This is a genomic window from Streptomyces sp. NPDC056061 (genome assembly GCF_042266885.1).
In the GTDB taxonomy this organism is placed as follows: Bacteria; Actinomycetota; Actinomycetes; order Streptomycetales; family Streptomycetaceae; genus Streptomyces.
The window spans coordinates 46040-65608 of the sequence record NZ_JBHJWQ010000027.1; the positions used below are offsets into that span (position 1 = coordinate 46040).

The 19569-nt window shown below is 69.8% G+C and carries 24 protein-coding genes and 2 pseudogenes; 9 read left to right on the forward strand and 17 right to left on the reverse strand.

Annotated features, from left to right (window positions below):
- Nucleotides 1-9: 9 nt before the first annotated feature.
- Nucleotides 10-300, forward strand: a complete 291-nt coding sequence (locus ACFC79_RS29960; RefSeq protein ID WP_376246449.1) for a hypothetical protein — start codon at nt 10-12, stop codon at nt 298-300.
- Between the two features lie 302 nt (nt 301-602).
- Here ACFC79_RS29960 and ACFC79_RS29965 read toward each other — a convergent pair whose 3' ends face one another.
- The gene (locus ACFC79_RS29965; protein WP_376246452.1) at nt 603-866 is read right to left on the reverse strand and encodes a DUF3761 domain-containing protein; all 264 of its coding nucleotides are present in this window, start codon (nt 864-866) and stop codon (nt 603-605) included.
- A 202-nt stretch (nt 867-1068) separates the two neighbouring features.
- The gene (locus tag ACFC79_RS29970) at nt 1069-1767 is read right to left on the reverse strand and encodes an HNH endonuclease family protein (protein WP_376246455.1); all 699 of its coding nucleotides are present in this window, start codon (nt 1765-1767) and stop codon (nt 1069-1071) included.
- 746 nt (nt 1768-2513) lie between these two features.
- Here ACFC79_RS29970 and ACFC79_RS29975 point away from each other — a divergent pair.
- Nucleotides 2514-3203, forward strand: a complete 690-nt coding sequence (locus ACFC79_RS29975; RefSeq protein ID WP_376246458.1) for a hypothetical protein — start codon at nt 2514-2516, stop codon at nt 3201-3203.
- A 272-nt stretch (nt 3204-3475) separates the two neighbouring features.
- Here the strand turns inward: ACFC79_RS29975 and ACFC79_RS29980 are convergent, their stop codons facing one another.
- Nucleotides 3476-3619, reverse strand: coding sequence for a hypothetical protein (locus ACFC79_RS29980; RefSeq protein WP_376246461.1), 144 nt, complete (start codon nt 3617-3619; stop codon nt 3476-3478).
- Between the two features lie 384 nt (nt 3620-4003).
- On the opposite strand from ACFC79_RS29980, the gene ACFC79_RS29985 reads away from it, so the two are divergent.
- From ACFC79_RS29985 to fabV, 6 genes are all read left to right on the forward strand, one after another.
- Nucleotides 4004-5155 (forward strand): ParA family protein, encoded by a 1152-nt coding sequence (locus ACFC79_RS29985; protein ID WP_376246464.1) that lies wholly within the window; start codon nt 4004-4006, stop codon nt 5153-5155.
- On the forward strand, nt 5152-6441 hold the full coding sequence (locus ACFC79_RS29990) for a ParB/RepB/Spo0J family partition protein (protein ID WP_376246467.1): 1290 nt from the start codon (nt 5152-5154) through the stop codon (nt 6439-6441). The genes ACFC79_RS29985 and ACFC79_RS29990 overlap by 4 nt, the downstream gene beginning before the upstream one ends.
- 153 nt (nt 6442-6594) lie before the next feature.
- On the forward strand, nt 6595-6840 hold the full coding sequence (locus tag ACFC79_RS29995; protein WP_376246470.1) for a hypothetical protein: 246 nt from the start codon (nt 6595-6597) through the stop codon (nt 6838-6840).
- Between the two features lie 234 nt (nt 6841-7074).
- Nucleotides 7075-8310 carry an MFS transporter gene (locus ACFC79_RS30000; protein ID WP_376246473.1) on the forward strand — a complete coding sequence of 412 codons (1236 nt, stop codon included), beginning with the start codon at nt 7075-7077 and terminating at the stop codon, nt 8308-8310.
- 239 nt (nt 8311-8549) lie between these two features.
- Complete coding sequence (locus ACFC79_RS30005) at nt 8550-8699, forward strand: hypothetical protein (RefSeq protein ID WP_376246476.1); 150 nt, start codon at nt 8550-8552, stop codon at nt 8697-8699.
- Nucleotides 8692-9900: an enoyl-[acyl-carrier-protein] reductase FabV gene (gene fabV / locus ACFC79_RS30010; RefSeq protein ID WP_376246479.1), complete on the forward strand. Its 1209-nt coding sequence runs from the start codon at nt 8692-8694 to the stop codon at nt 9898-9900. The genes ACFC79_RS30005 and fabV overlap by 8 nt, the downstream gene beginning before the upstream one ends.
- Here the strand turns inward: fabV and ACFC79_RS30015 are convergent.
- Nucleotides 9849-10265 (reverse strand): hypothetical protein, encoded by a 417-nt coding sequence (locus tag ACFC79_RS30015; RefSeq protein ID WP_376246636.1) that lies wholly within the window; start codon nt 10263-10265, stop codon nt 9849-9851. The genes fabV and ACFC79_RS30015 overlap by 52 nt on opposite strands.
- Entirely contained in the window at nt 10262-10387 is a 126-nt protein-coding gene (locus ACFC79_RS30020) for a hypothetical protein (RefSeq protein ID WP_376246482.1), read from the reverse strand. Before ACFC79_RS30020 ends, ACFC79_RS30015 begins: the two co-directional genes overlap by 4 nt.
- 864 nt (nt 10388-11251) lie before the next feature.
- On the opposite strand from ACFC79_RS30020, the gene ACFC79_RS30025 reads away from it, so the two are divergent.
- Nucleotides 11252-12277: an LD-carboxypeptidase gene (locus ACFC79_RS30025; RefSeq protein WP_376246483.1), complete on the forward strand. Its 1026-nt coding sequence runs from the start codon at nt 11252-11254 to the stop codon at nt 12275-12277.
- A gap of 226 nt (nt 12278-12503) precedes the next feature.
- Here ACFC79_RS30025 and ACFC79_RS30030 read toward each other — a convergent pair.
- From ACFC79_RS30030 to ACFC79_RS30085, 12 genes and pseudogenes are all read right to left on the reverse strand, one after another.
- Nucleotides 12504-12644, reverse strand: a pseudogene (locus tag ACFC79_RS30030) (IS5/IS1182 family transposase); the annotation flags it as partial.
- A 528-nt stretch (nt 12645-13172) separates the two neighbouring features.
- Nucleotides 13173-13862, reverse strand: a complete 690-nt coding sequence (locus ACFC79_RS30035) for a hypothetical protein (RefSeq protein WP_376246486.1) — start codon at nt 13860-13862, stop codon at nt 13173-13175.
- Nucleotides 13859-14641 carry an HIT family protein gene (locus ACFC79_RS30040; protein ID WP_376246488.1) on the reverse strand — a complete coding sequence of 261 codons (783 nt, stop codon included), beginning with the start codon at nt 14639-14641 and terminating at the stop codon, nt 13859-13861. The genes ACFC79_RS30035 and ACFC79_RS30040 overlap by 4 nt, the downstream gene beginning before the upstream one ends.
- A gap of 92 nt (nt 14642-14733) precedes the next feature.
- Nucleotides 14734-15162 carry an NUDIX domain-containing protein gene (locus ACFC79_RS30045; RefSeq protein ID WP_376246491.1) on the reverse strand — a complete coding sequence of 143 codons (429 nt, stop codon included), beginning with the start codon at nt 15160-15162 and terminating at the stop codon, nt 14734-14736.
- A 9-nt stretch (nt 15163-15171) separates the two neighbouring features.
- A complete protein-coding gene (locus tag ACFC79_RS30050; RefSeq protein ID WP_376246494.1) occupies nt 15172-15351 on the reverse strand; it encodes a hypothetical protein in 180 nt (59 codons plus the stop codon).
- Entirely contained in the window at nt 15351-15833 is a 483-nt protein-coding gene (locus tag ACFC79_RS30055) for a hypothetical protein (RefSeq protein WP_376246497.1), read from the reverse strand. Before ACFC79_RS30055 ends, ACFC79_RS30050 begins: the two co-directional genes overlap by 1 nt.
- A gap of 221 nt (nt 15834-16054) precedes the next feature.
- Nucleotides 16055-16348 (reverse strand): hypothetical protein, encoded by a 294-nt coding sequence (locus tag ACFC79_RS30060; protein WP_376246500.1) that lies wholly within the window; start codon nt 16346-16348, stop codon nt 16055-16057.
- Nucleotides 16345-16789: pseudogene (locus tag ACFC79_RS30065) on the reverse strand (hypothetical protein). The gene ACFC79_RS30060 and the pseudogene ACFC79_RS30065 overlap by 4 nt, the downstream one beginning before the upstream one ends.
- The gene (locus ACFC79_RS30070) at nt 16786-17463 is read right to left on the reverse strand and encodes a GGDEF domain-containing protein (RefSeq protein ID WP_376246502.1); all 678 of its coding nucleotides are present in this window, start codon (nt 17461-17463) and stop codon (nt 16786-16788) included. The pseudogene ACFC79_RS30065 and the gene ACFC79_RS30070 overlap by 4 nt, the downstream one beginning before the upstream one ends.
- Nucleotides 17464-17552: 89 nt before the next feature.
- The gene (locus ACFC79_RS30075; protein WP_376246505.1) at nt 17553-17852 is read right to left on the reverse strand and encodes a hypothetical protein; all 300 of its coding nucleotides are present in this window, start codon (nt 17850-17852) and stop codon (nt 17553-17555) included.
- Nucleotides 17853-17949: 97 nt separating this feature from the next.
- Entirely contained in the window at nt 17950-18954 is a 1005-nt protein-coding gene (locus tag ACFC79_RS30080; RefSeq protein WP_376246622.1) for an AAA family ATPase, read from the reverse strand.
- Between the two features lie 70 nt (nt 18955-19024).
- A complete protein-coding gene (locus ACFC79_RS30085) occupies nt 19025-19483 on the reverse strand; it encodes an RRQRL motif-containing zinc-binding protein (protein WP_376246507.1) in 459 nt (152 codons plus the stop codon).
- Between the last annotated feature and the right edge of the window lie 86 nt (nt 19484-19569).

Sequence of the window (19569 nt, forward strand, 5' to 3'; positions counted from 1 at the left end):
AGGACCGCCGTGCCGACCTACGAGACCATGACCCGCTTCAACAACGACCTGGACCGCCTCACCCCGGAACAGCGCCGCCGCTTCCGCCAGACCGTGACGGCCTTCGTCGAGGACCTGCGCACCGGCCGCTTCCGCGCCGGCCTCCGCATCAAGCGCGTCCGCTGCTCCCCTGGCGTCTACGAACTCACCTGGGCGGGCAACGGCCGGGCGACGTGGTCGTACGGGACAGAGCGGATACGCGACGATCCACACGTGATCTGGCGCCGCATCGGCACCCACGACATCCTCACCGGGCCCTGAGACGAGCGGGGTGAGGATCTTCTGCGAGCGTGTCCACGTCGCAGGATCGGTCGGTGCGGCCTTTCAACTGCTCCGGCATCGCAGCCTGCTGGAAGCATGGCCGTGGACGGCGGCGGCCCTCTGCATCGGAGAGAGCGAGGCGACCCGGACAGGACACTCAAGGTATGCGGCGCGGCCGCCGCCATCGACGGACCCGACAGGCAGTCAGGAACGCGTTGGACGACAACACTTTGCCGGGCAGTCCGACGGAGCGCGGCGGGCGCTGGAGTGTGCGCCGCTCCAGAGCCCGCCCTCTTCGTTTTCTACTTGTACCAGTAGCGGACGCCACCGTGACCGCTACAGGTGCCGCGGAACGTCTTCGAGTAGCTGTATGTTCCGTCCTTGCACTGGGCCGTCGCGTCGGCCGGGTGCGGGCTGCCGGCCCTGCACGTTCCGGTGGTGTGGGGTGCGCATCCGGCGGTCGCCTGGGCCTGGGCGGCCGGGATGAGAAACGCGGCGAGGGCGATCGCCGTGATGGTGCTGCGGAGGATGCCGTAGCGGGCCGGTGCGGTGATGGTGCGGGTCACGATGCGCCCCTCTGTCTGGTTCGGACTCGGTGTGGTGAAGCGCGGGCTGGGGGTGATGGGGTCGCCTCAGGGACAGCGGCCGGGCGGGGTGACCATTTCCCCTGTCCCTGCGGCGGGTCGGGGCCGGGCGTCACCGTCCGACGCTCAGGCGGCCTCCCGGGCTGTGTTCCTGCTCGGTCGCCGGGCGCTTCGCCTGAAAGGGTTAGGTGTTGCAGGTGTCGAGCATCTGGGACAGGGCGTCGGCCTCGGCGGGGTTGGCGGTGAGTGCGTACTCGGCCTTCACGCTGATCCAGGCGCGGCTGTAGGTGCAGTGGTACGACTCCAGAGGTGGCCGCCAAGCGGCCGGGTCTTTGTCGCCCTTCGACTGGTTGCTGCCCGCCGACACCGCAATCAGCTGTGAATGGACCAAGTCGTTCGCGAAGGCTCGTCGTTCGTCCGTCGTCCACTTGGACGCCCCTGACCTCCAGGCTTCCTTGAGCGGGACGATGTGGTCGATGTCGATACCGGAGGCCGAATTGATGGTCCGCCCGTCGTACTCCGAATACCAAGTCCCGCTGGTAGCGCGGCACTGATCGTCCTGAACGACATCCTCGCCGTCGCGCTGGAGCACGACCTCGCGGGTGTCGCAGGTGCCGTGCTGGGTGATCCAGTGCGGGAACTTCGCCCGGGAGTAGCCGGGAACGTCCGCCTCATCGGCCACGACGAGTCCCGCGAGCAGTTCGCGGGCCTTCGTAGCGTCAGGCGGTTCCGGGAGCTCTCGAATGGCTGGGACCTGGCCAGCAGAAGCGTGGGTGTGAGGGGTGGCCGCGATGGCGGTTGTGGGGGCGGCAGTGAGCGCGACCCCGGCAAGGGCAGAGACTGCCGCGAGGAGTGCCGTACGACGATGCAGGTGTTCAAGCATGGCCCTCATGCTTCACAGGGCCTGCGGGACAAATCTCTGTTTCCCGCCGAGGATCACCCGATCGTGCAGCGGCACGTGAGGGTCACTGCTGAGTCGTCGAACGGATCGTCGGCGAGGGCCAGGAGGAGTATCAAGCACGGGTTACGGACTCGCTGCCGCCTGCATGCAGGCGTGCCGCCTCGGAGGTTGGGGGAGCGCTGTGCTGCCGGACTACCGTCTTTCGGTCGACGGCCCCGGTGTCTTGCGCAGCGCTCGGTTGATCCGAGGGGCGCGGCCGGGGACGTAGGGAGCAGCCAGGGCGTACCCGCAGCGGGTGTGTAGAGCGTGAGCGCGGCGAGGTTGCTGGCGCCGGTCTCCAGGATCGTCTCGGTCATCCCGTGCTGGCGAGCATCGTACTCGAGGGCTTCCAGAAGTTGCCGCCCTACAGCGCCACCGCTCCCGCCCCGCCGTGACAGCCTTCGTCGAGGACCGGCACACCGGCCACTTCCGCGTCAGGCGCGCCCGGCTCCTACGAGCTCACCTGGTCCGCGGGCACCGGCCCTGCAGCGCCCCACTTGGGAAGTACGGGGCCGCGCGTCGCCCTGGCGATCCGCACGTGGTCTGGTGTCGCATCGGCACGCACGGCATCCTCATGGCTCCGTGACCCGCGCGGTCCGCGAGCGCCGTGTCGGTGGAGTGGGCCGGCGGACGTCATTATGTTGATCAGCGCGCAAGGTCGCGCGCGACCACACCTCGTTGGGCGGGACATGAAGCTGACTACCGAGCCGGGCAAGGTGGAGGTGCTGGCGGAGGAGGCCGTCGTTGCGGCGTGCGCGTTGGCTGACGCCTCCGACCCGTCGCGGTGGAGTACGAGCGCGGTGGAGGACGTGGCCGCTGCCCTTGAGGTCTTGGCCGGTGCCCTGGCCCAGCTCGATCCGGAGTGCGCGGAGATCCTCGCCGTCGTGCCGGTCGCGGCGGCCGCCGTTGTCGAGCGCGCCGACCAGGCCGGGACCGGAACCGGCGAGGCCGTCGGCGGCAGAGCGACAGCCGGGACAAGTACGGCGCTGCGCCAGGCGCTCGCCGGTCACGGCCTGGTCCGGTGTCGCGTTCACCAGCTCGGAGCCGCGCTGGTGACCGTGACCCTGGACGCGCCCGAGGCTCAGGCCCTGTCCGTCCTCCTCGACCGACACGGCTCTCTCCCCAGGCAGACGCAACAGACCGACGACAGCTGGGGCGCCGGGCCGGCGGAGACTGCGGCCGCCGCGCTCACCGACGCCCTCCACGCGCACGGCCCTGGCGCGTATGCCCGGGTCCTGGCCTCCGGGAAGGTCAGCGCCGGGCTCACCCCGCAGACCGCGCAAGCCGTGGTGGCCGCGTTGACTTCTCGGTCGGCATCTGCGACACGTAGCCGACGGCGCGGGCTTGGGCCTGGTTTCAAGGGTGTGGCTGCCCCGTAGGACGTCTGCCCTGGCGTTCTTCACATCCGGCGGGATGTGTTGGTGGTTGCCTGGGGGGTTTCTTGGGATCAGGTTGCTGGGGTTTCCGATCAGTGTGCGGCAAAGAGTCGGTTCAGGAGGGTTTTCTGTTGGTCGGGGCTCATCTTCTGCAGGATGAGGTCCGCGACGGCGTTGGCGTCGTGCCAGGGGACTCTCTCGTTCTGTCGTGTGCTGGGCGATGCCTCGTCGTTGGGCGGGTTATCACGGCGTGATAGCTGGCGCTTGATAGCGGCTCATACCTCTGCGGTTTTTGCCCGTGCGTCTACCTTCGCTCGCTGCTCGTCGGGGGGCAGCTTGATCGCCTCGCGCTGTGCCTTGCCGGGCCGCTTCTCCGGCGGCTGCCCGCGTGCCGTCTTCTGTGCCAGGGTCTGTCCCACGCGCGGATCGTAGAGTCGGCTCCTGGCGGCCGTCGCGCGCCACGCGCACCGGCCCCCGCGGCGCGGCTGCGGCACCGGGGGCTTGGGCACAGCTGAAAAGACACCAACGCTGGACGTTGAGATCGGTGAACCAGGGGAGGGCCAGGTCACCCGAGGAGAGCGGCCGGGGTCTGTGCGCCATTTCCCATACGTGTACGCCAGCATCTGGCGTGAGCGGCATGACGCGTCCCTCGGCTTGAGTTGATCGGCCCGTTTATGGGGTGGGGCGTGGCTACGGTGCTGGCTCGCCGGCTCGGCACCGGGAATGTCGGCCATGACTCGGGCGGGGGGCGACACGGGGCCGAGAAATCTTTCGTAGCCCATGGACGGTACTAAGGTAGCGCCATGACTGTGCCATATAGCCCTGAAGATCGTGAAAAGGTAGTTGCCAAGCTGCCGTCACCTCTTCGTCGCGAACTCAAGGTGCGAGCGGCCGAGTTGGATGTCGACATCCAAGACGCGGTGACCGGAGGTGTCACCGCGTGGATGGGTCTGAAGGACCATCCGGTCGTCGATACCAGTGGCGGCGCCTCGTTCTCGACGTACCTGCCGACCGGGTTGTACGAGAAGCTGAAGGGCGCCTGCAAGTCCCGCAAAATTTCCTACAACCAGGGGATGGCCCAGTCGATCCGGTGCTGGCTCGACGCCCATCCCTCCCCTCGCCCGGCTCCCCCGCGGACGACCGGCGCACGACGCCTGGTGTTCGGTAACCAGAAGGGCGGCGTGGGCAAGACCTCAGTGTCGGCAGGCGTCGCTCAGGCACTGGCGGAAACCGGCAAGCGCACTCTGCTCATCGACTTCGACCCGCAGGGACACCTCACCCGACAGCTCGGATACGAGATGCTCGACATCGGTGCGGCCAGCCTGGCCAAGCACATGCTGGCCGACGCTGAGGGTGATCTCCAGGCGCTGCTCGTCGCGATAAAGGGTGGTGACTTCGAAGACCAGTTGTGGCTGCTCCCCGCGTGCAAGGACGCGTTCTTGCTGGACGCGAAGCTTGCTACCACCCGCGCTGTCCGGATCAAAGAGACCGCGCTCGAGCGCGTGCTGGCCGATCTGGAACAGGATTTCGACTTCATTGTCGTCGACTGTCCTCCGAGCCTGGGCTACACGATGGATACCGCGCTGTACTACGGACGCACCCGTGAGGGCGAGGAGCCCGGACAGTCCGGCATCGTGATCCCGGTACAGGCCGAGGACACCTCCGGCGACGCGTACGACATGCTCGCGGACCAGATGGACGATCTGTGTGAAGACCTGAAGGTGGAGATCGCCACTCTGGGCTTCGTCGTCAACCTCTACGACGCACGCAACGGCTTCATCGCTACCTCGTCACTCCAGTCATGGCAGAGCATGGAAGAGCCGGTCCTCGGCATCGTTCCAGAGCTCAAGGAGCAGCGGGAGGCGGTTCGCCGCAAGGAGCCGTTGCTGGCTTATGAGCCAGACTGTGAGCAGGCGAACGTCCTGCGGTCGATCGCCAGGAGGATTCAGGGATGAGCATCGCGGACAAGGTCGGCGAGAGTTCCTCGTTCGGACGTACACGCAGCCGCAGTGCACGCGGAAGAGCGAAGGCACTGACCGAGGGGGCGATTCCGGCGTACGAGCTGGTCCGGCTCCCCCTCGATCAGGTAGCGCCCACTCCGCTCAACCCACGTCGCAACTTCGGCTCTGACGAGGAGAAGACACTCTTCGGCGAGGAACTGCGCGACGCACAGCTCGCCGCGTGCGTGGCTGTCACCCGTGACGCCTACCTGAAGCTGTGGCCCACGCACGAGAGCACGATCGGGACAGACGCGCTCTACGTACTCGTGAACGGCGAACGCCGATTCCGTAGCGCCGCCCATGTCGGTCTGGACAGGCTCGACTTCGTGGTCCGAGACGATCTGGCCGCGACCCGGGAGGACTTCGTCGATCACCTCCTGGCGGAGAACCTCGACCGCGAGGACTTCGATGTCATCGAGCGAGCCCGAGGCGTCAATCAGCTCGTCAGCGTCTGCGCAGAAGACGGCGGCGAACGCGGAGCGCGGAGTCGGGCCGCCAAGCGGCTCAACAAGGACCGGTCCTGGGTCACCAACCAGCTGGCCCTGCTGACCTTGCCGACAGAGATCCAGGCGATGCTCAGCGCAGGCGAGGTTTCAGAACGAGACGGACGTTCCTTGGCCCGACGCCTCAAAGAGAACCCGGGCCAGGACGCGGCGCAGCTGCTCGCCAGCCTCGCAGACACCAAGGATGTCTTGGAACAGCAGAAGGCGGAGGAGCAGCGTCTGCTGGCCGCTGGCCGCGAGGCATTGGCGAAAGCTGGTTCCTCTGGTTTGTTGTCCGCGGACAACAAACTTGCCTCCAGCCCTGAGGCCGCTACGGATGTGGCACCAGAATCTCCCACTGCCGCGAGTGCCGGCCGCGACTTGTTGTCCGCGGACAACAATCCTTCCGCCAGCGAAGGCCCGTCTGCGAATGTGACCGCGGAGGCGCCGTCCGCGACGGCCGGCTCTCCCGCGTTGTTGTCCGCGGACAACAACGCCTCTCCTTCTGCGGCTGGAGATGCCAGTGGCAAGGCTCTGGGGGAGGCCCCTTCGGACGGGGTCCCTGTTCCTCGTGAGGAGCGGGCTGGCTCTGAAGCTCCGCAGCCGGTGGTCAGGGGTGTCAAATTCCCGTACGACAACGCCATCCAGGCCGCCGAGTTCCTCAACGCCCGCATGGATGATGCACAATTCCTGATCCTCGTGGACACGCTGAACAAGATGGCCCAGCACCGCAGCTCGGCCCTATCCGCTGCGGAATAACACACGCGCCGAATGGCTGTGACTACTTTCCCGGCCACCCTCCACAAGCACACAGACAGCCCGCTCCTTCTGCATGAGTCGCAGGGGAGCGGGCTCCCGGAGGAAGCGATCGCCCGGCGCATGGCCGTCTTGGCTTCCCCTTCCGGGGAACCCGTGCCCGACGACATTGCACTCGCCGTCGGCTTCCATCCGGAGATCCTCGCCCTTTCCGGGCTACGCGCCTCCGACCACTGGGAACGAACCGCCCTGCGGGACGGATGCCTTGCCGCATTCCTCCGCGAAGTGAGCGCCCAGGGCATCCTCGGAGGCGATGAATCCGACGGCATCGACGACCCCCTCATCAAGTGGGTCCGAGATCGTCTCAATCACTACAAATTCGCCCTGCATTACACAAGGTAGGACACACTCACACTGATCCTTCACAGCGAGACAACCTGCAGCGCCACCAAACAGCCGGCGAAGGATTTCCGCACCTGCCCTCTGACCTTCCCTCGTTACTGACGCGGGAGTGCACGCTGCAGCCGGACAAGCTCTGACCAGGCATCCAGACATAGCCGCACCCCTCTTGCTATTGCAAGTAATGTGCAACAAGCTGGTCGGGCCCTTACCCCTGACCTGGATGCGGAGCCAGTCGTGCCCCAACTGCTGCCGAATACCGGACCTCAACGCGTCTTAGCCGCGTCGAACTTCGTCTACACCATCGGCAGCGGCCTTTACCTGACCGCAGGCGTTCTCTACTTCACCCAGGCCGCCCACCTGCCTGCGAGCCAGGTGGGCCTCGGACTCGGGATCGCGGGATTCGTGTCGCTGGCCCTGGGGATCGCCGTTGGCCACCTCGCGGACAGACACGGAGCCCGCGGCGTCTATGCGACCACCCTGATCATCCAGGCTCTGGCCACGGCCTGCTTCGTGCTAGCGGACAGCTTCTGGCCGTTCGTCCTCGTGGTCTGCGCAGCCGCCGGGGCGAAGGCAGCCGGAATAGCCGCCCGCTCCCCGCTCATCAGGCACCACGGCGGAGACCGGCCGCAGGAGTTCCGTGCCTATCTCCGCGCGGTGACCAACGTCGGCATCTCTCTTGGCGCCGTGGGGGCAGGGTGGGTCGTTCAGGTGGGCACCCTCACCGCCTACCAGCTCCTGGTCATCGGAAATGCGATCGCCTTCGTCGTCTCCGCGGCACTCCTGGTGTTCCTCCCACCGGTCACGCCCCTCCCCACCACCGGCGGCCCTCGCTGGATCGCCCTGCAAGACCGCCCCTACCTGCTGCTCACCGCCCTCGACGGCATCATGGCCATCCAGTTCAAGGTGCTCACCGTCGCCATCCCGCTCTGGATCGTCAGCGCCACCACCGCCCCACACTGGCTCATCTCGGGCACCATGCTCACCGGCACGGTCATCGTCGTCGCATTCCAGGTGAGAGCCAGCCGCAACATCGATTCCCCCGCAGCCGGCGGAAACGCCTACCGTCGAGCAGGCATCGCCTTCCTCATCGCATGCTCGATGATCTCGATGTCCGGAGGGATACCAGCGTGGGCGGCCGCAACGCTGCTCATCACCGCAGTGGTGATCCACACAATCGGTGAGCTATGGCACTCCGCTGCAGGCTTCGAGGTGTCCTTCGCCCTCGCTCCACAGCACGCCACCGGCCAGTACCTGGGCGTGTTCGGCCTCGGCGCCGGACTGGCGGAGGCCCTCGGGCCAGGGCTACTCATCTGGCTCTGCATCGCCTGGGGCCGCCCTGGGTGGTATGTCGTGGGGGGCATGTTCGCGCTCACGGGCCTGGCAGCACCACTCGCTGTCCGCTGGGCGCAACATCACCAGAACGCGCGGAAGGCACACTTCCAAGCCCCCGAAAACGCATCCGCAGCCTGAACCGCCCACCCACTGCCCCACTTCAGCCTCGATCTTGCTCGACCCGACCGCTCACCGTTGCCTCAGATTGATTGAGACGACTCGGACAGCGACGTCTCAACAAATCTGAGGCACCCCTGGCCAGGCCGGCCATGATGCCTCAGGTCGACTGAGACAGGACAGCCTCGGATCCTCCGTTCGGCAGGGCAGCCCTCTCCTATGCGATGGGTTGAGGCCGCAAGTTGGCCCCAACGGAGCTGGTGGAAACCCTCCAAGTCCAGCTGGACATCATTGTGTCGGTCAAGATCACCCGTGCTTCTACTACGGCCGCAGACTGGCAGGACGCGGTGGCCGAGACGGCCGCCGCGTCCTCGTCCGTGACGACAGCTGGGACACCACACCGTGAGTGAACGCGTCATTGCGCCCAAGAGCCGGGGCTTCCTGTTTCTCGATTCCCATCCTGGCGGCTGCCGACAGCTGGTGGACGAGATGTGGCAGGCTGTCCCCGCCCCGGTCACCGCAGGCGGTGAAGGGCCGGTGGCGCTGATCATCGGTTCATCCGCCGGGTACGGCCTGGCCGCGACGATCGCGGGTCTGGCCCGGGCCGGGATCCGTGGAATTGGAGTGTGCTTCGAGAAGGCGCCAGCGCGCCGCACCGGCACGGCCGGCTGGTATCGCACTGCCGCCACCGCCCGACTCGCCCAACAGCACGGGCGGGACATGGTCTTCCTCACTGGCGACGCATTCAGCGACGCAACAAAGGAGCAGGTCGCCGACCTGATCGCCGAGCGGTTCGGGGGACGACTCGACTTCCTGATCTACTCAGTGGCCGCGCCTCGCCGCACCGACCCGGACACCGGCGATGTGTACGCCTCGGTCCTCAAGCCGGTCGGTTCGCCGTACACCACCAAGACCCTTGTCTTCGACGAGCAGGGCGCCCCGGAGGTGAAGGAGGTCACCACCGCGCCGGCCGAGGGTGACGACATCGAGCAGACCGTGGCGGTGATGGGCGGCACCGACTGGGAACGGTGGGTCACCTTCCTGGCCGACCGGTCCCTGCTCGCCGACGGCTTCACCACGGCCGCCCTGTCCTACATCGGCTCGCCACTCACCGCGGCGATCTACCGGCAGGGCACCATCGGCGCCGCAAAGTCCCATCTGGAAGCCACCGCGCGCACGTTGGACGAACGCCTCGGCAAGGCCCTGGGCGGCCGGGCCGTGACCTCGGTCAACGCCGCTGCCGTCACCCAGTCCTCCACCGCCATCCCCGGCATCGCCCTGTACGTCGGGTTGCTGCGCGGCGTTCTCGGCGACGCCATGGTGGCCCCGATCGGTCAGTTGGTGGAGCTGTGGGACCAGCTGACCGGCGCCCGGCCCCTCGACCTCGACGACGAGGGCCGGGTCCGCCTCGACACCTGGGAACTCGAGCCCGCCGTGCAGAACGCCGTCGCCGAACGCTGGTCCACCGCCACCAGCGACACCATCACCGAACTCGCCGACCTCGACTGGTTCAGCGACGAAGTCCGCCGCCTCTACGGCTTTTCCGTCCCCGGCATCGACTACACCGCCGCCGTCGAAACCGACGTCCCCTGGCCCAGTCCCACTCTCTGACCTGCGCCACGAACGCCCCCCGATCGCGTCGAAGAACGAGGTCGCGGCGCCAGCCCGACAGTCCTGATTCCGATAGGTGACTCGCGCTCGATCAGCAGGGCGTCGCCGCCGGGCGTCAGAGTCACCACGTCGGCGGTGTAGCGGATGGCCTCGGGCGTCTCAGTGTCGGTCATGTGCGCCTCGCAGCGGGAGGCGGTGTCGGTGATCACCAGGAACTCGTCGCTGCCGAGGTCCATCACGACGCGGGCGTCGGTGCCCTGGGCGCACTGAGCGGCGGCGTATTCGTTGGCGGGCCAGGAGCCGCGGGAGTGGCCGGCGGGGAACCGTTCGAGGACGGTGCGCTGCGCGAGTGCGGCGGTCGTCATCGCGGGCCGCCGTTCTCGAAATCGTCGATCAGGGCGCCGATGGCGTCGGGGCTGGCGGCCTCGCCGACCCAGCGGCCGGACGCGGTGAAGACCGGGACCTGGTCGCGGTCGGCGTCGAACACGACGACGTAGTCCCCGAACCGCTCCAGCAGGAGGTCGTAGGGCGTGAGGGCCGGGGCGGCCTCGAGGACCTCCAGGCCATCGACAGTGATGTGGGCCGGGGCCTCGGGGTCGTCGGGCTAGACGAGGATGCCGGTGATGCGCAGGAGGTCGCCGGTGCGGATCTCGCGCAGGAGCACGTCGGCGATGCGCGGGTCTCCGGTGGTACAGGCGTACACGGTGTCCGGGGGTGTTGGGGGCGATCCGGTCTGTGTCGGCGGGGGAGTGGATGAGGTCAAAGCGGGCGGTGCCCCAGCCGGTGCCGGGGGCCGGGATCGCGTCGACGTAGCCGTCTATGGCCAGGTGCGTCTGGAGGTTCATCAGCTGGCCTCCGCCAGGGTCTTGGTGGAGCGGGGGGAGCGGGGTCGGGGGAGCGCTGCGCCAGAACGAGCAGCTCGCGGTTGCGGCGCTGCTGCTTGGGGGTGAGGGGCCGGACCGGCGGGCCGTCCCGGTACCAGAGCGGCGAGGCCGGCGGCTCCGGATAGGCGAGGGCGCGGTCGACGTCGGGCTGGGTGCTGCTCATGGGGGCCTCCAGCTGGAGGTAGAGGTCAGGCGTGGTCGGTCGTCCCGCCGCCCTTGGGCGGGTCGGAGACAAACCGCTGCTCGCCGGGGCGCGCCGCGTTCCAGAGCTCCGCGCAGTTCCCTGTCAAGTTCTTCTGTTCAGACCTGACTTGATGTCCGGGAACAGGCCGAGGCCATCCCGGTTTGACCCCCGGAAGGCAGCTTGCTCTGGGCCCAGGACCGGGGCATGTAGGCAAGGCATGCTGGCCCGTCGGTCGGTTGGTAAATGCGTCGCGTGGTGCTGAGGGAGTCGGGATACTCCCTCGGTGACCCTTACTGCACTGCCTCAACCGCTTCGACCTCGTGCCCTGAGGCCCGGAGATCTCGTCGCTATCGCATCGCTGTCTGGGCCGCTCCATGCCGTGTACGAGCCCGACCTCGAGCAGGCGGTGGTCGTGCTCGAGCGGATGGGATTCCGGGTGCGTCGGGCACCGCTCCTTGTAGGAGGGCGGCACCGTTGGTGGAGCGCGGCTCGGCCGACGGAGATCGCCGAAGAGCTCAACGCTCTTCTGCGGGATCCCGAGGTGCGCGCGATCATCGCGCATGACGGCGGCCAGACAGCGCTCGGATACCTCGATCTGATCGACTTCGAGGCGATCACTGCCGACCCCAAGCCCATCCTCGGCTTCAGCGACATCTCGCTGCTGCATCTGGTGCTCTACGCGCGCACAGGTCTGGTTGGCTTCCATACCGACCTGGCCACCCCTGGACTCGGCGGACACTGGCAGCGCGCGACTGTGGCACGCCAAGCGGAACTCGAGAAGCTCTACTCGACGCTGCTGACCGGTACCGAGCCGATCGGCGCACTGCCGGCCACCCCGACGTGGGAGTGCTGGCGTGCCGGTCGCACCGAAGGCCGGCTGATCGGCGGAGTGATCAACCGCATCGTGCTGAACCAGGCGACGCCCTACGCGCTGCCGCTCGAATGGTTCGACGGCGCGGTTCTGTTCTGGGAGGAGGCGGGAGGCCTGGCAGCGTATGTGTGGAGCTATCTGCAGGTATTGCGGCACGCCGGCATCCTCGATCGGATCTCCGGCATGGTCGTGGGCATTCCGGACGGGATCGACGGACTCGACTCGCCCGACGCGTCCCCGACCCTGCGCGAGATCGTCCTCGATGTCCTCGGCGACCGTGACATCCCGGTCCTGGGCAACGTCGAGTTCGGACACGCCGGCCCGAATCTGCCGATGCCCGTCGGGATCCGTGTTGCTCTCGACGCGCAGCAGCGGACGTTGTCGCTGCTCGAACCGGCGGTACGCCCGCTCACGTTGACCGGACAACCGGGCGCCTGAGCAACGCGGACCAGCGAGCCGACGGCCTCGGCAGCCCCACCCTCGGCGCGAGGGCCGCCCCGGTGTTCAATCGACCGGGGCGGCCCTGTGTGGGTGGGCTCTCAGGTGGTGGGTGGGTGAAGCCGGATGACGTTGTCGGGAGCCGTGACGGGATTCGTTGACGCGCTCTTCTCTTCGTCGGTACGAACGACGCTGGCAAGGGTGAGGTTGGTTACCAGTTGGCGGAGATCTTTTCCATGACCGGCTCGAACTGGGTGCAGTCCGCTCGTTGTCCCGGCGTGATGAGCAGGACCAGCGGGCGGCAGTGGCCTTCCGCAGCAACGTGGATCTTGCAGGTCAGCCCGCCGCGTGACCGGCCGAGCCCCTCGCCCGCCGCGCCGCCTCCGCCAGCAGGTCGCGCAGGCTCACCGCCGGCAGGTGCTGAACCCACGGGCTCGTCCTGGCCGGCGGGCCATTCGGCCAGCAGCCAGCGGACCGGAAGCTCGGCGCCGGCCGTGGCGCGGATCTCTGCGACGCGGTCGCCGCCGGCGATGTCCGAGTTGGGCTTCCACCGCCACAGCGGCACGATCTCCTCGCCGAACATCCGGGCCACGAGGTTCAGGTCACCGAGACCGTCGCCGCCGTCCAGCCCGAGGTCGGCCTGCCGGGCCCCGCTCAGGCGCTCCAGGAACGGCAGCAGCCGGTAGGGGCTGTCGGAGAAGACGATCTCGGGGAAGCCCTCCGCCTTGAGGGTGCGGTGCGAGTCGACCATGACCTGGCGCTGCTTGATGACCGTGGCCTCGGGCACCGTGCGGTTGGCCGACTGCGGGCCCTGCCGCTCGATGCAGACGCTGCCGGGGGGGTGGCGGTGCCAGAGGGTGGGCGGGGCCAGGCACTTGCTCGAGGGCCGGGGCGATCACACGTTCACCCCCGCGATGGCTGCGTCCAGGAGCGCCATGGCGTCGGCCTCGTACGGGTCGGTGAACAGGTGGTGGTCGCTGACGTCGAGCGGCGCGTACCGCGTGGAGACGCGGTGCCCGGGCACGAGGGTGGTCTCTCGCCCGTCCAGTGCGGTGGTGAGCCGGTCGTAGTCCTGCTGGGCGTGTCGGGTCTGGGTGTACGGGCCGAGGCGCAGCAGGGTGTAGCCGTCGAGGCTGTCGTCGCGCCGGCGGGCCTCGATGTAGAGGGCGTAGTGCGCGGGTTCCATGCCGATGTTGTCGGGCAGGGGCAGGCCGGCGGCGGCGTGGGTGAGCATCGTGTAGCCGGGCTGCCAGACACCGAGGATCGCGTTGGTCTGGCAGCGGAGCCAGCCGCGTTCGGTGTAGCCGGGCTGGCGGCCGTGGCGGTGGGCTGCGGCGTGCGGGGTGTCGGGGTGGACCAGGGCGACGGCGATCATGTCGGGGCCGTGGTCGTCGCCGGGCCGGGTGTGCGCCCGCTCGATGAAAGGTCCGACGCGCACGGCGATGTCCAGGGCACTGCCGGGGGTCCAGAGCTCGGGGTTGCGCAGGGCGGTGAGCATCGCGCGGAACTGGTCGACGATGGCCTTGTCCTCGAGGGAGAGGGCGCTGGGGGCATGTCCGCAGCGGCGGAAGAAGGGGCGCTTCATCGGGCGGGCTCCTGTTCGCGGGCGGGGTGGGTCCAGGGCAGGGCGAGGCCGTCGCCGGCGGTGCGGGGTACGAGGTGGCCGTGGAGGTGGAACACGGTCTGCGTGGCGTCCGGGCCGCAGGAGGTGAGGTAGTTCCACTGGCCGCCGATCTGCGCGGCGAGTTCGGCGGCGCGCAGCTGCACGGTGGCGGAGACGACGGGGTCGGTCGTGAAGTCGGCGACGTGGCCGCGGGGCAGGACCAGAAGGTGGCCGTCGGTGCAGCCGCCGCTGCGGGGCACGATCGCGAGGGCGTCGCTCCACTCGTGGACGATCGTGGCCGGGGCTCCGTCGTGGATGATCCGGCAGAACGGGCAGTCGGGGCGCGGGTACTTGCGGGGGACCGGCGGCCGGTTGATGTGGTGGTGGGTGACCTGCACCTGGGCGCCGGCCTCCTGCATCCGGCGGCCGATGGCGTCGGCGATCGCGGGTGCGCGATGGCGTCCGTACCAGCAGTTGACCAGGAGCTGGACGGGGCGGCCGTGCGCAGCGGCGTGCAGGGCGGTGAGTTCGTGCACGGCGTCGTTGATGATGCGGGCCGCGCCGGGGGTGTTGAGGACGTAGTCGCGTACGCCCGCGTCCTGTCCGGTCTGGCGGGCGGAGATGTCGGCGAGGGCCGGGTCGTCGGGCGGGTTCAGCAGGCTGTTGGTGAGGTTGATGCCGAGGACGGCGGCGCGGTGGCTGGGCGGCGGCGGGTCCTGCCAGCGGGCGCCGAAGGAGTCGATGAACGCGTCGGTCGTCATGGAGCCTCCAGGCTCGAAGTCGGGCGGAGACGCCGGAGCGCCGCCCCGGCCGGGAAGGTCGGGGCGGCGCTCCGGCGTTTCGTGGTGGTCTTTCAGGAGGTGGGGGTCGTGGCCGCGCGGAGGATGTCGGCGTGGTCGAACGCCAGGTGCTCCGGCAGGTTGGCCAGGGGCCACCAGCGGGCGGTGCGGGCGTCGTCTCCGGCGGTGATCCGGGTGTCCTCGGGGACGGCGGCCGCGTAGGCGACGGTGACGTACCGGCCGCGCGGGTCGCGCCCGGGGGAGTCCCACACGCCGATCTGGCGCAGGTCGTCGGCGGCCACCCAGACGCCGGTCTCCTCCTCCAGTTCGCGGGCGGCGGCGGCGCGGCTGGTCTCGTCGGCGTCCACGTGCCCGCCGGGCAGGGCCCAGGCGCCCTCGTACGGCGGCCAGTCGCGTTCGATCAGCAGGACGTCGCCGCCGGGCGTGAGGGCCACCACGTCGGCGGTGTAGCGGATGGCCTCGGGCGTCTCGGTGTCGGTCATGTGCGCCTCTCAGTGGGTTGTGTCGGTGATGACGAGGAACTGGTCGCTGCCGAGGTCCATCACGACCCGGGCGTCCGTGGTGCCCCGGGCGCGCTGGGCGGCGGCGAACTCTTCGGCCGGCCAGGAGCCGCGGGGCCCTCCGGCGGGGAACCGCTCCAGGACGGTTCGGGGCTGTTCGGTGGTGGCCATCAGGCATCGCCGCCGTTCACGCGCTCGTGGATGTCGATGAGGGTGGCGATGGCGTCGGGGTTGTCCGCCGGGCCGACCCACGTCCCGTGGGCGGTGAAGACGGGCACGGCGTCGGTGTCGGCGTCGAAGATGACGACGTAGTCGCCGTACCTGTCGGGCACCATCTCCCGCAGGACCGGGACCAGCGCGGTGTCCAGGACCTCCAGGGCGTCGACGGTGAGCCGGGCGGGCTCGCCGGGCGCCGGCGGCTGGACCAGGGTGCCGGTCGCGCGCAGCAGGTCACCGGGCTGTATGCCGTGCAGCAGCTCGTGGGTGATCCGGGGGTCGCCGCTGGTGCAGGTGACGATCGTGTCGGGGGCGTCGTCGGCGAGCGCGTCGATGTCGGCGGGCCGGACGACCAGGTCGAAGGCGACGGTGCCGCGCGGGCCGGGGACGGGTATCGCGTCGACCCAGCCGTCGACGGCGCAGTGCGTGGTGTCCACCAGCTGGCCTCCGCCAGGGTTTCGGTGGTGCGAGGGGAACGGGGTCGGGGGGTGTGCTGCGCGAGCACCAGGAGCTCGCGGTTGCGCTTCTTCTCCGCGTCGGTCAGCGGCCGGGCCTGCGCGCCGTGTTGGTGCCAGAGCGGGGAGGCGGGCGGCTCGGGGTAGGCGAGGGCGTGGTCGACGTCGCGTTCGGTGCTGCTCATGGGTCCTCCAGGTGGAGGTCAGGCGTGGTCGCCTTGGCCCTTCTTGGACTTGGGCTTCGGCGCGAGGTCGGAGGCGAACCGCCCGAGGCGGGCCTCAACGGGGTTGGCGGTGATCCAGTCCTCCGCGCATGCCTTGTGCACGGGCTCGCCGGAGTGGGAGCGCATGGGCGTGGTCTGGCCGCACAGCGTGCAGGCGAGGTCCTGCCAGCGGTCGAAGTGCTGGCCGTCGCGCCAGACGAGCAGCTCGCCGGGAGCCGGGATCAGGCCCGGCTCGAACGGCGGCTTCTCCTTCGTACGTCCCTTGCGGGTCACGGCCGAAAGGCGGGCAGCTGCTGGAACACGCTGTTCAGCAGGTCCGGCGTCGGCTTCCAGGGCCCGAGCTGCCCGGCGGCGGGGACGGGCAGCGGCAGCTCCTGGACGTCCTGGAGGACCAGGTGCCAGGTGCCGGCCTGCGCCCACGGCGTGCAGGGCTCGGACCCCTCGGGGTCCTGGTGGCAGTCGACCAGGCGCGCGATGCCGAGCACGGCTCCGGTAGTCAGCTCGCGGCCGCGGATCGTGCGGGCGATCAGCGGGACGCGCAGGGCGGGCCGGTCGATCCGCTGGCCCGCGTGCAGGAGCACCCAGCCTCGCCAGCTCCAGGGGACGGGGGCGGTTCTCGATGCCTTTGGCGCCGGACAGGATGCAGGCGGCATGCGGCTGCTGGACGCTGATGCCGCGGATCCAGTCGCCCTCGGGCAGGGTCGCGGTGCTCATGCTGCCCGCCCCCAGACGGCTGTCCCCGGGCGCCCGGCGCGGCGGCCGTTGAGAGACGGCACCGCGGCGTGCACGGGCGAGGCGACGACCGCGCTGCCGGTGTGCTTGCCGTCGTACAGGGCGGCGTCGGCGGCCCGCTGCAACAGGCTCAGGTCGCGGGAGCCGACGACGGCCGGGGTCGCGGCGCCGACCGAGGCGGCGACGTCGACGGTGCGGCCGTCCTCTAGGACGACGGGGGTGTGCAGCATGCGGACCAGCTGCGCGAGGCGCTGCTCCAGGAGGCCTGCGGGCAGCTCCAGGACGACGGCGAACTCGTCACCACCGAGACGGCCGACGGACGCGCGCGGGCCCGCCCACGCGGTGAGCCGGGCGCCGAACGCAGCAAGCACCGCGTCCCCGGCCGGGTGGCCGGCCGTGTCATTGATCTGCTTGAAGTGATCGGCGTCGACCATGACCACGGCCACGTCGTCGCCGTGGCGGGCCAGGAGCCGGCGGGCGCGCGCGGTGTAGGAGTCGCGGCGCAGCGACCCGGTCAACGGGTCCTTTCGCGTCGCGGCGAGCTGCTTGTGCAGCGCGACCGCGTGGACCGCCCAGCCGGTCAACGGCAGGGCGGCGGTCGTCAGGAGGAGGGTGCGCTGGCCGATCCGGCCCTGAAAGCGCAGGAGGGACGACATACTTGGGTTCTCCGTCTCGTCTCGTACGGGATGGATGGGCCCGGGACAGCCGTCAAGCCGCCAAGCACAGCGGCTGTCCCGGGGCAGAGCTACAGCTCGAAAGGGCTGGAGTTGAGCCAGCTGTACGAGCTCCTCCAGGGGTCGGCCGTCGCGGCGGGCCAGTCGAGCTCCCAGCCGGGCCCGTATCCGCAGGCGCCCCAGCCGTCCGGGCGCCCGTGGGGGATCTCAAGTCCGGCCTCCGCCGCGGCGCGCGCTGCGTCGTAGACCTCGTGCGCGGCCTTCACAGCGGCGCTGCGGCTGTCGGCCTGGCCGGTGAAGACGTGCACGCCTTTCAGGCCGGTCTCGGTGCTCCGTATGGGGACGTCGACCTTGAAGTAGGGCAGGGGCATGACGTCCATCTCCTCTCGTGATCGCGGTGGTTGAGGGACCACCGCGACCGCCCCGGCCCCGGCGGTGAGCCGGGGCCGGGGCAGCACGGAGGGTCCATCAGCCTCGGATCGCTTCGAGGGCCTGCTCTTCGAGGTCGGCGCGCCCGTCGGGGTCGTCGTCCATGCCGACCGCGTGGTCGTCGGCCTCCTGGTCGACGTCATCGGGGCCGCCGTGGACGGTGCACACGGCGTCCGGGTGCGGCCGGCCGCTGGTGTGCGCGACCAGCAGGTCGGTCACCGAGTGCACGGGCTGCCAGGCGCGCGCGTCACACTCGTCGTCGTACGGGCAGCACGTGAGCAGGTCGAAGCCGAAGTCGCCCTCGCCGTCGACGTTCGTGCGCAGGGCGAGCACGAGCCGGTCCCTGCCGAGGCGGATCTCACCGACCCGGTCGCCGCCCGCCAGGCCGCTGCTGTCTCGCCAGGTCCACAGCGGCAGCACGTCGTCGCCGAAGACGCGGCGGACCAGGAGCAGGGAGCCGAGGCCGCCGCTGCCGTCCCAGCCCATGTCGCGGCGGCGGGTGTCGCTGGCGCGTTGCAGGAGCGGCTCCAGGCGGTGGATGGTGTCGGCGAAGACGACGTGGTCGAAGCCCTCGTCGCGCAGGCCGGGGAAGGCGGTGACCATGTCGGCGTGCTGGCGGCGGACGATGTCCTCGGGCACTGCGCGGGCCGGGTCGCGGTCGGCTTGGCGCTGCACGCACGCGTCGGCCGAGGTGGGGACGAGCAGTGCGACGGTGGGCACGCCGTGGGTACGGGCGGCGTCGAGCAGGCCCTTACGGATGTGGGCCTCGGTGTTCGTCGCGCTGATGACGGTGGTGAGTTTCCGGGCGAGGCGGGCTTCGAGCGCGGTGTGCAGGAGGGCAGCCGCGTCCGGGGTGGCCGACTGGTCGCCTTCGCAGCCCGAGACCATCGCCCTGAAGGCATCGAGCTCCAGGACCTGGGTCGGGTGCCAGGTGGAGGCGAGGGTGGATTTGCCCGCGCCCGCCGGGCCGATGAGGACGATGAGCGCCGGGTCGGGGATGGTCGTGTCGAGGGGCTGCATCGTGCCTGAGAAGGGACGGGTCATGTCCAGGTTCTTGTTCATCGTGGCGGACTCGGTGCTGGCGGTGGTGTTCATGGGTGGTGGGCCTCTCGGTTCAGGCGGCGAGCGGGTGCTTGGCCGGGGGAGTGGTGTAGGTGCCGGGAGTGGGCTCGCAGCCCTTGTCGCAGGGATCGCAGACGCCCTGGGTGCGCAGCGGGAGGCAGAATTCGTAGCGGCGCCTGCACTGCGGGCAGGTGGTTCTCGCGGCCATCGCCCGGTCCAGTGCCCATTCCTGAGCGAGCGTCGGCACTCTCTTGGGCACCGCGAGGTCGATGCGGAGCAGGAAGCCGCGGGTGGGGTGGCGGCAGGACCAGTCCGGGCGGGTGGCGCACAGCTTGCAGCGCAGGATCGCGACCGGGCCCCGGTTGCGCCCGGGGCTGAGGTTCCTTGCCCTCAGGTCACGCCGCGTGACCAGTCCGGCGGGCACGGCGCCGCGGTCGTACTCGGGCAGTGCCGCGGTGCTGCGCGGTACCCGGGCAGCTGTGCGGCGCCGCGTCGTGCGGGTTCGGGGCATCACTTGCTCCGGGCGCCGGGGATCCGGGCGGGCCGGTTCGGGTAGCGGGGTCCGGGGCGCCGGGGACGGGGCCGGCCGGTCCGGCG